General features: G+C 67.0%; 10 protein-coding genes. 6 read left to right on the top strand and 4 right to left on the bottom strand.

Translation table 11 applies throughout. The features are described from left to right. Positions 1–64: 64 nt before the first annotated feature. On the bottom strand, positions 65–691 hold the full coding sequence (gene pssA / locus EAG14_RS21275) for a CDP-diacylglycerol--serine O-phosphatidyltransferase (RefSeq protein WP_121730063.1): 627 nt from the start codon (positions 689–691) through the stop codon (positions 65–67). Between the two features lie 193 nt (positions 692–884). Here pssA and EAG14_RS21280 point away from each other — a divergent pair, with 193 nt between their 5' ends. After that, positions 885–2,909, top strand: coding sequence for an acyl-CoA synthetase (locus tag EAG14_RS21280; protein WP_240456871.1), 2,025 nt, complete (start codon positions 885–887; stop codon positions 2,907–2,909). 108 nt (positions 2,910–3,017) lie between these two features. Then, positions 3,018–4,040, top strand: a complete 1,023-nt coding sequence (locus EAG14_RS21285; RefSeq protein WP_240456872.1) for a tripartite tricarboxylate transporter substrate binding protein — start codon at positions 3,018–3,020, stop codon at positions 4,038–4,040. Between the two features lie 273 nt (positions 4,041–4,313). Here the strand turns inward: EAG14_RS21285 and EAG14_RS21290 are convergent, their stop codons facing one another. Continuing rightward, positions 4,314–6,425, bottom strand: a complete 2,112-nt coding sequence (locus EAG14_RS21290) for an acetoacetate--CoA ligase (protein WP_121730064.1) — start codon at positions 6,423–6,425, stop codon at positions 4,314–4,316. 258 nt (positions 6,426–6,683) lie between these two features. On the opposite strand from EAG14_RS21290, the gene EAG14_RS23070 reads away from it, so the two are divergent. Beyond that, positions 6,684–8,912, top strand: a complete 2,229-nt coding sequence (locus EAG14_RS23070; protein WP_205603446.1) for a right-handed parallel beta-helix repeat-containing protein — start codon at positions 6,684–6,686, stop codon at positions 8,910–8,912. A gap of 121 nt (positions 8,913–9,033) precedes the next feature. Here EAG14_RS23070 and EAG14_RS21305 read toward each other — a convergent pair whose 3' ends face one another. Further along, entirely contained in the window at positions 9,034–9,864 is an 831-nt protein-coding gene (locus tag EAG14_RS21305; RefSeq protein WP_099742657.1) for a M48 family metallopeptidase, read from the bottom strand. 587 nt (positions 9,865–10,451) lie between these two features. Here EAG14_RS21305 and ubiM point away from each other — a divergent pair. The 3 genes from ubiM to EAG14_RS21320 all read left to right on the top strand — a co-directional run bounded on the left by ubiM (position 10,452) and on the right by EAG14_RS21320 (position 13,623). Further along, positions 10,452–11,801 (top strand): 5-demethoxyubiquinol-8 5-hydroxylase UbiM, encoded by a 1,350-nt coding sequence (ubiM, locus tag EAG14_RS21310; protein WP_205603449.1) that lies wholly within the window; start codon positions 10,452–10,454, stop codon positions 11,799–11,801. 217 nt (positions 11,802–12,018) lie between these two features. Further along, positions 12,019–12,450 (top strand): hypothetical protein, encoded by a 432-nt coding sequence (locus tag EAG14_RS21315; RefSeq protein WP_099657382.1) that lies wholly within the window; start codon positions 12,019–12,021, stop codon positions 12,448–12,450. Positions 12,451–12,672: 222 nt separating this feature from the next. Continuing rightward, the gene (locus tag EAG14_RS21320) at positions 12,673–13,623 is read left to right on the top strand and encodes an intradiol ring-cleavage dioxygenase (protein ID WP_121730066.1); all 951 of its coding nucleotides are present in this window, start codon (positions 12,673–12,675) and stop codon (positions 13,621–13,623) included. Here the strand turns inward: EAG14_RS21320 and EAG14_RS21325 are convergent. Beyond that, complete coding sequence (locus EAG14_RS21325) at positions 13,620–14,381, bottom strand: zf-TFIIB domain-containing protein (RefSeq protein WP_099742655.1); 762 nt, start codon at positions 14,379–14,381, stop codon at positions 13,620–13,622. The genes EAG14_RS21320 and EAG14_RS21325 overlap by 4 nt on opposite strands. Between the last annotated feature and the right edge of the window lie 87 nt (positions 14,382–14,468).

Raw genomic sequence — 14,468 nt, forward strand, 5'->3', positions numbered from 1 at the left:
TGCATAAAAAATAGCTGCTAGCGCTTACCAAATAAGCGCTAGCAGCTATTTTATTGATAGCAAATTACAGCTTCGGGATTTTGATCCGGCTGATCATCAGCGAGCCTGACAGCGCAAACAACAGCACCAGCGGGTGCAGCGTAAAGCCCCCCAGCACCAGACGACCACCCCACAGGTTGGCACCCACTGCGCCCTGGGCAGCGGCCAGGGCCAGCAGGCCCACCAGCACGATGGAGGTGGGAATGGGCGTGCCCTCAAAGTACTTGACCTTGCCCGTGCCTTCCGAAAGCGTCTCGGCCGTGACGTTGTAGCGCGCCAGGCGCGAGACGCCGCAGGCCACAAAGTAGGCCAGCACCACGCGGTCGTACAGGCCCTGCATGCCGCAGCCGTAGGCAATGATGGCGGGCGCCACGCCGAACGAGATCACGTCCGCCAGCGAATCCAGCTCGCGGCCCATGGCCGAGCTTTTTTGGCGCCAGCGGGCGATGCGGCCATCGAGCACGTCAAAGATCAGCGCCGCCAGCACCAGGGCGGCGGCAAAGTAGATGTGCACCACATCGTGCGTGGCCAGGTACGACATGGCCGAAAACAGAGCCCCCACGCCACAGACCGCGTTGCCGAGGGTGAACCAGTCGGCCAGATGGAATTCGCGGATCATGGAAAAGCGTTTGGGGTGCTGGGGAGTGTTCATGAAAAAGAGCGCCCTGAGCGCGCAGTGACAACACTTCCCATTATGGGCGCGGCGCCACCCCGCCCCCGGGTAACCCCTGGCTGCCTCCGCAGGCCACCACTGACATTTGCGCGACTGCTTTTGCGCCCGCACGCAGCGAGACTGTGGCCACACGCCACGGCACAGTGGCGCCAGGACCAGCGAGACACACACCATGCACACCCCCGGGAACCGCCCGCACGAACGCACCGACCAGCCCCAGAGCGGGCTGACGCCGCCACAGCCCCCATCCTCGGCCCCTGCAGCCCCGTTCTCCCACGCCTTCCCTATTCGCAGCCTGCAGGATGTGCAGCGGCTCGAAGCCCGTCCCCTGGCCGAGGCGCTGCCGGTGCAAAGCACCTACGAGATCTTCGTGAATTCGGCCCGCGCCTTTGGCGACAGGGCCGCGCTGACCTTCCTGCCCACGGCCGATCCGGCCGATGCCCCCATCCGCTGGACCTACGCCCAGTTGCTCACCGGCATCCACCAGACCGCCAACCTGCTGCACCACCTGGGCGTGGGCTCGCAGGACGCCGTGGCCGTGCTGCTGCCCGGCTGCCTGGAATACCACCTGGCCCTGTGGGGTGGCGAGGCGGCGGGCATCGTGCAGCCGCTCAACCCCATGCTCACCGACGAGAAGATCGCGGCCATGATGACCCTGGCCCGCGCCAAGGTGCTGATTGCCTACGGCGGCGAGGGCGACCTGGGCTACTGGAGCAAGGCCCTGCGCCTGCGCGCCCTGGTGCCCACGCTGACCACCGTGCTGCGCGTGGCCCCGCACGATGAGGCAGCGGGCGCAACAACCGCCCTGCCCGCTGGCGTGGTGGACCTGGCCGCGCGCCACCAGCACCTTGGCGACCACTTGGTGAGCGGCCGCCGCATTGCGGTCACTGACATCGCCGCGTACTTTCACACCGGTGGCACCACGGGCGCGCCCAAGCTGGCGCGCCACAGCCACGGCGCGCAGGTGTTCACCGCCTGGGGCAGCGTGCAGATGCAGGGCATACGGCCAGAGGACGTGGGCATCAACGGTTACCCGCTGTTCCATGTGGCGGGCGTGCTGCCGGGCTCGCTGGCGGCGCTGTCTGCGGGGGTGGAGACCATCATCCCCACCACCGGCCTGTTCCGCAACCGCGAGGTGATTGCCAACTACTGGCGCTTGGTAGAGCGCTACCGCTGCACCTACCTGTCGGCCGTGCCCACGGTGCTGGCAGCGCTGGCCAATGTGCCGCTGGACGGGGCCGACATTTCTACCCTGCGCTACTGCCGCACCGGCGCGGCCATCCTGGCGCCCGAGCTGGCGGCGCGGTTTGAGCGGCTGTTTGGCCTGCATATCCACGAAAGCCTGGGCATGACGGAAATGGCGGGCATCTCCACCATCACCCCGCCCGGCGTCAACGCGCCCGCAGGCTGCGTGGGCTGGCGGCTGCCGTACACCCAGCTGCGCGTGGTGGCGCTCGATGCGCAGGGCAACGCGTCCGACCAGGACCTGCCGCCCGGGCAGCCGGGCATGGTGCTGTTCCAGTCGCCCAACCTGTTCTCGGGCTTTCTCGATGCGGCCGACACGGCCAAGGCCTTCACGCACGATGGATGGCTGGCCACCGGCGACCTGGGCTTTGTGGACGAGCAAGGGCGCCTGCACCTGAGCGGCCGCTCCAAGGACCTCATCATCCGCAGCGGCCACAACATCGACCCCAAGGTGATCGAAGACGCGCTGGGCGCCCACCCCGCCGTGCAGCTGTGCGCCGCCGTGGGCGCCCCCGATGCCTATGCGGGCGAGCTGCCCGTGGCCTATGCCACCCTGCGGCCCGGCGTGCAGGTGACAGAAGCGGAGCTGATGGCCTTCACCGCCGCGCGCGTGGACGAGGCTGTGGCCCGCCCGCGCTGGGTGCAGGTGATCGAGCACATGCCGGTGACCAACGTCGGCAAGATCTACAAGCCCGAGCTGCGCCAGCGCGCAGCGTGCCAGGCGGTGCAAGCCGCCATGGCCGCTTTGCCCACCATGGCCGACCTGAACCCGGCGCAAACACAGGTCCAGATCCAGGCCGAAGGGGATAACGCCGTGCGCGTGACCGTAGCCCCCACCCCTGGCGCAGACAACGCGGCACGGCTGACCGCGCTGCGCGACCTGCTGGCCCCCCTGCCCTTGCGCATCACGGTGGTAGCGCAGGGCGCTGCTGCCACCCCTGTGCCCACCTGATTGGGCCCTGATGGTGCTGCATGCCGGGGCTGGCGGCTTGCCCCAGCACCCGCCCAGCAAAGCAAGCCAGGCTGACGATTTGCCAACCACAACGACAGGAGACATCGCATGCACCCCTCCCCATTGATGCCCCGCTGGATGCCCCGCCGCCACTGGCTGCGCGGGGCCGCCCTGGCCACCGCAGCCTGCATCGCCGCAGGCACGGGCACCACAGCACTGGCCCAGGCCTACCCCAGCAAGCCCATCAAGGTGGTGGTGCCGTTTGCGCCCGGCGGTGCCACCGACGTGCTGGCGCGTGTGCTGGCCGAGAAGATGGCCGTGGGCCTGGGCCAGCCGCTGGTCATCGACAACAAGCCCGGCGCCGCCGGCATCATCGGCACCGACGCCGTGGCCAAGGCCGCACCCGACGGCTACACCCTGCTGCTGGGCCTGAGCAACTCCATGCTCACCAACCAGTTCCTCTACACCAAGCTGCCCTACAGCCCCGAGAAGGACATTGCCCCCGTCTACCAAATCGCCATCGCACCCCTGGTGCTGGTGGCCCACCCCAGCGTGCCCGTAGCCACGGGGCCAGAGCTGCTCAAGTACATCGTGGCCAACAAAGGCAAGGTGTCTTACGGCTCGTATGGCACGGGCGCCTACCCGCACCTGGCGGGCGCGTACATGAGCCAGTCGCAAAACGCCGACATGAGCCATGTGGCCTACCGGGGCGAGGCGCCCATGGTGCAGGACCTGCTGGGCGGGCAAATCCAGATTGCTTTTGCCAGCGCGCTGCAGGTCAAAGCCCACATTGACGCAGGCAAGCTCAAGGCCATTGGCGTGAGCGGCGAGCGCCGCATGGGCACGCTGCCCAATGTGCCCACCCTGGCCGAACAGGGCCTGAATGACGAGGCCTACCGCGTGGCGGGCTGGCTGGCCGTTGGTGCGCCTGCAGGCACGCCACCCGCCATCCTGGAGCGCATTGCCACCGAGGTGCGCAAAGCCACCGAGCAGCCCGACGTGGCCCAGCGCATTGCAGCGATGGGCTTTGATGTGCAAAAGAGCTCGCCCGCGTTGTTTGCGTCAGCGATGGCCAAGGAACGGCCGGTGTGGGAACGGCTGATCAAGGCATCTGGAGCGAAGCTGGATTGAGGTGGCGAGGGACAGGGCTGCCTTCTACCGCCCCGCATCGGTCATAGCACCCCTGATGCTCCCTCTCCCCTTGCGGGAGAGGGCGGGGGAGAGGGGGTAATGAGGCACAGCCCCTTGCACAAGCCCCCTCTCCCCAACCCTCTCCCACCAGGGGAGAGGGGGCTAAGACCGCAGCGCCGCTGGTGCGCGGAAACCCAGGGCTGACTGGGCCATGTAGCCACGCCATATTTCAAGAAAAAAGGTCGCCACCGCTTGTCCAACAAGCGCTAGCCGCTATGAATTTTGTAGTTTCACAGCCCGCCCTGCCGCAAACGCCACATACCAATCCAGGCACCCCGGATTGGCCATCGCGTCCTTGTTCACCACCTTCTCGATGGGCTGGCCCAGCAGCAGCTTCTTGATCGGCAGCTCCTGCTTTTTGCCGCTGAGCGTGCGCGGCACCTCGGCCACGGCAAAGAGGTCGTCTGGAACGAAGCGCGGGCTCAGCGCCGTGCGCACTGCGGCGTTGATGCGGGCTCGCAATGCGTCGTCCAGCACCACCCCGGCGCGCAACACCACAAACAGCGGCATGTAGCTCTCACGGCCCAGGTACTCCAGGTCCACCACCAGGCTGTCCAGCACCTCGGGCAGGGATTCGACCGCGCTGTAGATTTCGCTGGTGCCCATGCGCAGGCCGTGGCGGTTGATGGTGGCGTCGCTGCGGCCGTAGATGATGCAGCCGCCCGTGGCCCCGTCGATCTTCAGCCAGTCGCCATGCCGCCACACCGCGCCCATGTGGGCAGGGCCGTCACCACCGCCGGGCTGGCGGCCGTGGCCTGCGGGGTACATGTCGAAATAGCTCGACAGGTAGCGGCTTCCGTCCTTGTCGCCCCAAAGGTACAGCGGCATCGACGGAATCGGCTGCGCACAGACCAGCTCGCCCACTTCGTCCGTCACCGGCTGGCCCTCGGCGTTCCAGGCCTCCACCGCCGCGCCCAGCATGCGGCATTGCATCTCGCCAGGCACCTGGGGCATCTCGCGGTTGCCGCCAATGAAGGCGCCACAGAAGTCGGTGCCTCCGGAAATGTTGTTCCACCAGATGTCGTGCGTGCCGACGGCCTCAAACTGCGCCGTCCCCCACTGCTGCACCTCGGGCGAGAGCGGCGATCCCGTGGTGCCCAGCGCGCGGATGCGCGTGAGGTCGCCATAGTCGGCCAGCGTGATGCCCGCCTTCATGCAGTTGGCAAAGAACGCAGCCCCCGCGCCGAAGAAGGTCACGCCGGTCTCGGCTGCAAAGCGCCACAGCACACCCCAGTCGGGGTGTTCCTTGCTGCCGCCAGGGTTGCCGTCAAAGATGACGCAGGTGGTGCCCGAGAGCAGGCCGCTCATCTGCGCGTTCCACATCACCCAGCCGGTGGAGCTGTACCAGTGGTAGCGCTCGCCAAAGCTGTTGGTCTCGTAGCTGCAGCCAATGTCGTTGTGCAGCACCTTGAGCTGCAGCGCCACCAGCATGCTGCCGCCGTGGCCGTGCACGATGGGCTTGGGCAGGCCGGTGGTGCCGCTGGAGTAGACGATCCACAGCGGGTGGTCAAACGGGAGCCACATCGGCTCAAACGCTGCAGTCTCCGCATCATTTTGGGCTGTAGCGCTTGTCCAATCAGCGCAACCAGCTATCGAAATAGAAGCATTCAGATTGCCCAGCAGCACCACATGATGCACGCTGGGCAGCGCGGCGCGCAGCTCTGCCAGCACGCCGGTGCGGTCGTGGTCGCGGCCGCCGTAGGTCACGCCGTCCACGCTGATGAGCACCGTGGGCTCGATCTGGCGGAAGCGGTCAAGCACCGCGTGGGTGCCCATGTCGGGCGCGCAGATGCTCCACACGCCGCCGATGCTTGCGGTGGCCAGGAAGGCGATCATGGCCTCCGGCACGTTGGGCAGGTAGGCGGCCACGCGGTCGCCGGGCTGCACGCCCTGGGCCTTCAGGTGCAGCACCAGCGACGCGACCTGGCGGCGCAGCTCGGGCCAGGAGAGTTCACGGTGCTGGCCTTTTTCATTGCGGCTGATGATGGCGGGCAGACCCGCAGCCTGGGCCGCATCGACATGCCGCAGCACCTGCCGCACGTAGTTCACCTGCGCGCCGGGGAACCACTGCGCCCCCGGCATGGTGTTGCACGCCAGCGCGGCCGTGTGCGGCGTAGGCGACTGCAGGTCAAAGTAGTCCCACACGCTTTGCCAGAACGCATCCAGCTCGGTGGTGGACCAGCGCCACAGGGCGTCGTAGCTGTCGAACTGCAGGCCGCGCGCATCGCGCAGCCAGTGCTGGTACAGGCGAATCTGGGGAATGTAGGGCGGCGTGGGGCCCTCGGCCGATGTGCCCCGGCCGTCAGAAATATGTGGTGTCTCCATGCCCGGCAACTTAGCAGTGCATCAACACATAAGCCACCCGGGTCAGTCACCTGTTTGACACTCACAGCGCCTGTGGCGGCGACGCAGCACCTGGGTCTCAAAAATTACAAACCTTAACAAGGTGGGGGTGGCTACGTAACACGTACGACATCCGATGACACAGAATCCGCGCTCAGAGAGAGAGGCCGCCAGCGAGCGGCAGCCAAAAAAAGAGCCCGGCGCCTGCCGGATTGAAACCAGACCCAGGATCTGAGCCCCATGCTGCCCCACGCCCCCCTGTTGCCAGCCCACACTGCAGGCCCCCGCCACCATGCCACCGCCCGGGCCCTGCTTGCCTGGACGCTGACCGCCAGCCTGGTCGCCTGCGGCGGCGGCACACAAGACACCGTGACCACGGCGAACCCGGAACCCGCCCCCTCGCCCGTGCAACCGACAACGCCCACACCGACGCCGGTTCCCACACCCACACCCACACCCACACCCGCGCCTACGCCTACGCCCGCACCGGCCCCAGCCCCAGCCCCAGCCCCAGCCCCAGCCCCAGCCCCAGCCCCAGCCCCAGCCCCAGCCCCAGCCCCGGCTCCAGCCCCGGCTCCAGCTCCAGCCCCAGCCCCAGCCCCAGCCCCAGCCCCAGCCCCAGCCCCAGCCCCGGCTCCAGCCCCGGCTCCAGCTCCAGCTCCAGCTCCAGCTCCAGCTCCAGCTCCAGCTCCAGCTCCAGCTCCAGCTCCAGCTCCAGCCAGCCCGGTCGCCCTGAATGTGCGGGTGCAAGGCCTCGGCCTGGGTGGCACGCTCAAGCTGGGGCACGGCTCGGCCACGCTGGATGCAACACTGAACCAGCCTTACACCTTCACGCCCCAGGTGGCTGCCGGGGCGCCGCTGGACTTGCGTGTGCTGGCACAGCCTGCGGGCCAGGCGTGTGCGGTGTCCGGCGCGGCGCCCACCTCCGTGCCTGCCAATGGCGCGCCGGTGTTTGTGCGCTGCATGTACACCAGCGCTGCGCACCTCACCCTGCCCGAGACATTGCCCAACGCCGCGCTGGCCGTGTCCTTTGGCCTGCGTGACATCGCCTACCCAGGCATTGCGTACGAAAGCCGCCCAGGCGTGGTGGGCGGCATCTTCCCGTACGAGTACCGCATCAAGAGCTTCACCCTCGGCGGCGTAGCGCAAAGCACCACAGGCGTCTCGCTGGACTGGCGCCGGGGCACCGTGCGTTTCACTCCGGCGAGCGAGGGCGCCTACGTGCTCACCCTGGAGATCAAGGACAGTGGCTCTGCACAAAAGACGCTGGAGCAGAGCTTCACGATCCAGTCAGCGGCCTCGCGCTTTCTCTTTGTGGACCCGAATGGCACCGACGCTTCAGGGCGCGGCACCCTGGCAGCGCCCTACAAGACCGTGGCCTACGCGCTGACCAACTCCACGCCCAACCAGGCCATCGTGCTGCGCAAAGGGACTTACCTGCCTGGCAACATCAAGGTGTACGACAACAAGGCCAAGCAGTTTCTCGCCTACCCGGACGAGGTGGTGACGCTGAACTTCAACAAGACCACCAACATCAGCGTGGGCAGCGACATCGCCCCCGCGGTGCGCATCGAAGGTTTCGACATCACCGGCGTCACCCAGTGGGGCATCGTCAGCGACCCGAGCAAGGCCGGGCTGGTGATCCGGCATGTGCGTTTTCTCGATGGCGAAGCCACCAACAACGGCGAGAACCCTGCGTTCATCCATGGCTGGGGCGACTCCGGCCCGGCCTGGCGGCACAAGTTCCTCATTCAGGACAACGACTTTGGCCCCTATGTGGGCAACGGCTACGCCACCACGCTGTTCGATGCGGGCGAATCGCTGATCGAGAACAACCAGCTGAACCTGGGCAAGGTGTACGGAGGCTTTCACGACAAGGACAACTCGCAGTACAACACCTACCGCGAGAACTACATCACCTTCTCGGACGCCAACCGCACGGCGATGGGCATTCAGATTTCTGCGCAGGACAACTCGGCCAACGTGCACATTCACCACAACCTGATCGTCAATGCCGGGATCCACCTGGGCGTGCAGTGCTTTCAATCGACCTGCTCCATGCGCGACCATGACGTGCACCACAACACCATCGTCAAGCAGCACATTGGCCTGAATTGGGGGCCCTTCAACCCCAGCAGTGCGGGCACACGCATCAGCCACAACATCATCAGCAACGGCAGCTTGAGCCCCTACGAAGGCCTTTCCTGCCAGAGCCGCCCGGCGGGTCTGGCAAGCCAGCTTGCGGTGGCAGCCAACCTGCTGGAGAGCACCCACCCGCTGGCGTTCAAGGACAGCGAGTGCACAGGCAACGACATGACCTGGGCCGTGTGGCAAGGCACCTATGGCTTTGACACGGCCGCGTCGGGCAGCACGGTGGGCGCCACCAGTGTGCTCACAGGCAGCGGGCCTGGCATGGGTCTGCCCGCAGGAAACGCAATGCGCACGCGCCGGGGGCACCAGTACCCCTGAGGCCAGCGCCCGCCAGCACGTTGCCAACCCATAAAAAAAGCCCCGCAGTGCGGGGCTTTTTGTTTGGAAATGGCCTCTAGCGCTTATGCATAAAGCGCTAGCAGCTATTTTATTGATAGCGTTATTTGCTGCCTGCAGCCTTGTCACGCATGCGGTCGGCACGGGCGCCTGGATCGGGGTGCGAGGACAGCATCTGGTCCATGCCACCTTGCTTGCCGCCCAAAGAGGCCAGCTTGCGGAAGGCCCCCTCCATCGCCTTGACGTTGTACTTGTGCTTTTGCATGAAAGCCAGGCCGTAGTCATCCGACTCGGTTTCCTGGCTTTGCGAGAACTGGCTGTTGAGCAGCTTTTCGCCCAGCTCGCCCAGGTCCGAGTCCGCCAGCTTGGCCGCTGCGCCACCCGAGGCGGCCACGGCCTTGCGGCCAGCCGATGCCATGTAGGCGGTGCGCATCGCGCCCATGGTGTGGGCATGCTTGACGTGGCCGATTTCGTGGCCGATGACGCCCAACAATTCCTGGTCATTCATCATGTCCATCAGGCCTGCATAGACGCGGATGGAGCCATCGGCCGTGGCGTTGGCGTTCACGTTCTTGCTCAGGTACACCTTGAAGTTGAGCTTCATTCCGTCTTCATTGACGTGCTTGGCCGTCAGGCGGGCCAGGCGCTGGGAGTACTTGTTGTTGGCAGGGGCCAGCTTTTCAGTGCGGTCGCCATAGGCGCGGTACTGCAGGGCCACGGACTTGAGTTCGTCGTCCGACACGGTGGCGGCCTTGAACACATCCAGGGCTGCGCCCACTTTGTTCTCGGACTTGCTGGCGCCCGAACCACCAGCGCTGGTCGAGCCCAAGGCCGACGAGACGGCCGACAGGCCACCGGCAGAGCCCCCGTCGGTGGTGGCGCAGCCCGTCAAGACCAGCGCGCAGGCCATGGCGATGTAAGACAGTTGTTTCATGGTGTGATTTCCCTCTTTGGATGGATGTGAATTCAGTGCAGCGCGCCCCTGCCACACCGCTGGTGCCGCGTGGCCCCTTGCAGCATTGGCAACCCGGGCAGGAGGCTTGTTTCAAATGCGGCGTAATTGTTTCACGCACGCCCGCCAAACGCCCTGCCCAGTCCCTTCAATTGCAACCGTTCGTATCTTTACGGAGGCGATTGAAACGCGCCTTACTTTGTAACACTGGCGCCGCTCTAGTGGCCATCGGGCGGCGCAACGCGCATCACTTTGCGTTACATATTTCACGCTCGGCGCGTCCATTGCACCACCCCGCACAGCCCAGGGATCCTCTGCACGAATCGAGCTGACCAAGTGTGCGCTGCGGATCGGGATGGGCTGCAAGGCGCAAAGCGCAGCAATAGCCATCGCTATTGCGAGTATTTGTAACGCCGCAGACCGCCCGAGACCGCAGATGCACACGGCGCGGTGATTTGTGCAGAGGGTCCCCAGGTATCCAGGCGCCCTTTGATGCAATGCAAGCCCCGGGGCCAAGGCCGGGGCCACAATGCCAGCGTCATTTTTCAGGGCCGCGCCCCACCCATTCCATGCACATGCACTGCGACGTACTCATCGTGGGCGCAGGCCCTGCCGGCCTGTCTCTGGCGATTTCGCTGGCGCAAGCCGGCTTTACCGCGACGGTGCTGGACCAAAACCCCACCGCAGCGCTGGAGCAGCCCGCCCCGGACGGGCGGGAGATCGCCCTCACCTACCCCAGCGCGGCCACACTGCAGCGCCTGGGCACCTGGGGCGCGCTGGCGTCCCATGAAATCGGGCACATCCGCACCGCAGAAGTGCACGACGGCCCCGTGGGCGCGCACAGCGCCATGCAACTGCAGGCGCCCGATGGGTTTGGCTCCGCCGACACCCCAGCAGGCACCACAGCCTCAGGCCCCCGCCCCCCGCTGGGCTTCATCGTGCCCAACCACGCCCTGCGCCGCACGGCCTACCAGGTGGCAGCCCGCACACCGGGCGTGCGCATCATGGCCGGGGCGCAGGTGCACCGCGTGGCCGCCCTGGCCACCCACGCCGAAGTGGACTTTGCCCTGGCCGCCCAGCCCGGGCAGCCCAGCGAGCGGCTGTGCGCCCCCCTGGTGGTGGCGGCCGACAGCCGCTTTTCTGCCGCCCGACGCCAATTGGGAATTGGTGCGCAGATGACCGACTTTGGGCGCACCGTCATCGTCTGCCGCATGCGCCATGCCGAGCCCCACGGCGACACCGCCCACGAGTGCTTTGGCTACGAACGCACGCTGGCCGTGCTGCCGCTGCCCGATGTGGCCGCCGGTGCGACCGACGGCGCCACCGAGGGCCAAGCGCAATGCTCCGTGGTGGTCACCGCCCAGGCCGCCGATGCCGCCCGCATGCTGGCGCTGGAGCCCGCCGCCTTCACGGCCGAGGTGCAAGCCCAGTTCCAAAACCGCCTGGGCGCCATGGAGCTGCTGGGCGAGCGCCACGCCTACCCGCTGGTGGCCGTGTACGCGCAGCGCTTTACCGGCCCACGCTGCGCGCTGCTGGGCGATGCGGCAGTGGGCATGCACCCCGTCACCGCCCACGGCTACAACCTGGGCCTGGCCGGGGTGGGGCGGCTGACGCAGGCCCTGGTGGCCGCCCGCCAGCGCGGACAAGACTGGGGCGACGCGGCAGCGCTGGCGCCCTATGCGCGGGCCCACCACCTGCATGCCTGGCCCATTTACCAGGGCACCAACGCCATCGTGCGCCTGTACACCGATGCGCGCCCCCTGCCCCGTGCACTGCGCCAGCTGGTGCTGCAAGGCGCGCGGCGCCTGCCGCCGCTCAAGGCGGCCATCGTGGCCCAGCTCACCGGCAAAGCCCCCCGCTGGCAAGCGCCCCTGGCCCAGCTGGGCAACGCACTGGCCGTCGCCCGGCCACGGGGGTGACGGGCAGGGGCGGTGCCCACGCGCCAAGCGGCACAAGCGGCACAAGCGGCCGCTTTGTAAAACCTGCTTACCTCGTGGTCGGTGCTTTGGCCGCTGCGGCGCGGCCGGACCACTATCATCGGCAGCCGCGCCCGACAGGCGCAAAATCGGCCCTTGAGACGAACCCTGGGCATCTGGCGTCCCCACGGGCCTCAGCCCCCGCATTTCCACCGCTGCTATGCAAACACTCCTCTCCGCCTGGCCCGCCGTGGTCCTGCTGCTGCCCGCACTGGTGCTGGTGTCGGCCATCGTCTTTCTGGCCAAGGGCGACCGCCGGGCGTTCGCCTTCCTGATGTCCCTGCTGGCCTGCTACCTGATTGGCGCTTTGCTCATGGAGTTCTTTGTCTTCATGGCCGCGCGCATGGCCCGCGCGGGCAGCGCGCCCACCGTGCCCGTGCTGGGCACGGGCACCAAGCAGTTGCTTGAAACCCTCAGCAACCCCCGCTCCCTCACCGCACCGCCGCTGTCGCTGCCCGCCATCGCGGCCTACTCGGTGCTGGCGTCCTACCTGTGGCTGCTGGTGGGCTGGGGCCTGCACCTGCGCGGCAAAAAGGGCGGCACGGCCAAGAAGAAGCCCGCCAAAAGCACACGCAAGCCCGCCAAAGCCTGAGGGCCGGAGCGGGATCAGCCTGCCTTTGCGCCGCCATTTGCTACCAAATTCATAGCTTCTAGCGCTTATGGCAAAAGCGCTAGAGCCTCTTTTTGCTTAGAACCACACAGTTCCCTACTCGCCCTGGTTTTACCGAATCTTTACGGCCCAGCAAAAAGGAGGTGCAGTGGGCTCTCTAGATTGCGTTGCTTGAACCGCAACCACCAAGAGAGAGAGCACGCGATGGACCGCACCACCCCCCACCTCGCCCCCGCAGCCGCAGCCGCAGCCGCCCCCAACGCGCATTACGGCGGCCTTGCACAAGACCTGCACCAGTTGACCGAACGCCGCAAAGCCCTGCGCTGGCTGGCTGTGGGCACCAGCGTGCCATTTTCCCTGTGGGGCTGCGGCGGCGGCAGCAGCGACGCCACCACGGCCACGGATACCACGACAGACACGGGGACCGGGACCGGCACGGGAACAGGCTCTGGCAGTGGTACGGGAACCGGCACAGGGACCGGAACGGGCACCGATACAGGCACCACCACCTGCAGCACCATCCCCAGCGAGACGGCAGGCCCCTACCCCGGCGACGGCACCAACAGCAGTGGCGGCACCGTGGCCAACGCACTGCTGCTGTCGGGCATTGTGCGCAGCGACATCCGCAGCAGCCTGACCACCAGCACCACGGCCGCGGGCGTGCCGCTGACCATCCGGCTCAAGCTCGTCAACACCAGCGCCAACTGCGCCAGCCTGGCAGGCTACGCCGTGTACCTGTGGCACTGCGACCGCGACGGCAACTACTCGATGTACAGCACCGGCATCACCAACGAAAACTACCTGCGCGGCGTGCAGGTGGCCGACGCCAATGGCGAGGTGAGCTTCACCACCATCTTCCCTGGCTGCTACGACGGGCGCTATCCGCATGTGCATTTCGAGGTGTACCGCAGCCTGTCGGTGGCCACCTCTGGCAACAACGATGTGAAGACCTCGCAGCTGACCTTCACCCCCGCCGCCATGGCCGAGGTGTACGCCACCACCGCCTACGCCACCAGCCGCACCAACTACGCGCGCACTTCGCTGGCGTCCGACAACGTGTTCAGCGACGACAGTGGCGCCCTGCAAATCGCCGACACCAGCGGTACGGTGAACGGTGGCTACACCGCTGTGTTGCAAGTGGGTGTGGCGGCCTAACCGCCCAGCAGCATCCCCACCACCAGGCCCACCCCGGCGGTCAGCAGATCGCCGGTGACGGTGCGGTCGTCCTCTTGCGTGAAGCGGCGCTTTTGCTGTTCGCGCTCGGCCCGGTTGCGGTCGCGCTCGATCATGATCAGCGCGTCGGCCAGGTCGGGGCGCGGCGCCCCGTCACCGGCGGCGCCAGGCACCTTGGCCGCCGAAGCCACGCGATAGCCCTCCAGGGCGCGTTTGACGGCCTCCGGGTCGATCAGCGAAAACGCCGCCCGGCAATGCGGGCAGGCGTGGTCTTTGCGGATGTCCACCGGCGCACCGCAGCCCGTGCAGTAAATGGCATCCACCCGCCGCGCCAGGTCTTGCACCTCGGCCCGGGTGAGGTGGCGCACAAAGCCCTTCTCCACCATGAACGAAGAAAACGCGCTGAAGCGCCCGTGCTGCTGCGCGCAGCGGTAGACCATGTAGCGGCCGCTGCGCACCATGTCATAGCCCTGCGACAGGGGCCGCACGCAGCGCGGGCAGGCCAGGTTGTGCTGCAGCGGCCTGCGCTCATCGGTGCGGTGCTGGTGCAGCAGCGCAAACAGCTCGACCACCGCCTGGGGGTGCAGCTTCAGGTTCTCTCGGTGGTCAAACCAGATGCCCTGGCAGGCAAAGCACAGGTCCAGCTCCACCGCGCTCTGGCCCCTGCCATGGTCGTGGCCCGCCAGCGTCTGGGTCTGCATGGGCTGGCGGCACGAGGGGCAAAGCGAAGAGGGTTTCATGGCGTAGCGGCTGGACGGGAAGTGACGCGCCATCGTAACCGTCCACCCACCTCACAACCCGCCCGCGCACAGCGACCGCTTCTGCGT

Origin of the sequence: Acidovorax sp. 1608163 (genome assembly GCF_003669015.1) — a bacterium.
Classification (GTDB): domain Bacteria; phylum Pseudomonadota; class Gammaproteobacteria; order Burkholderiales; family Burkholderiaceae_C; genus Acidovorax.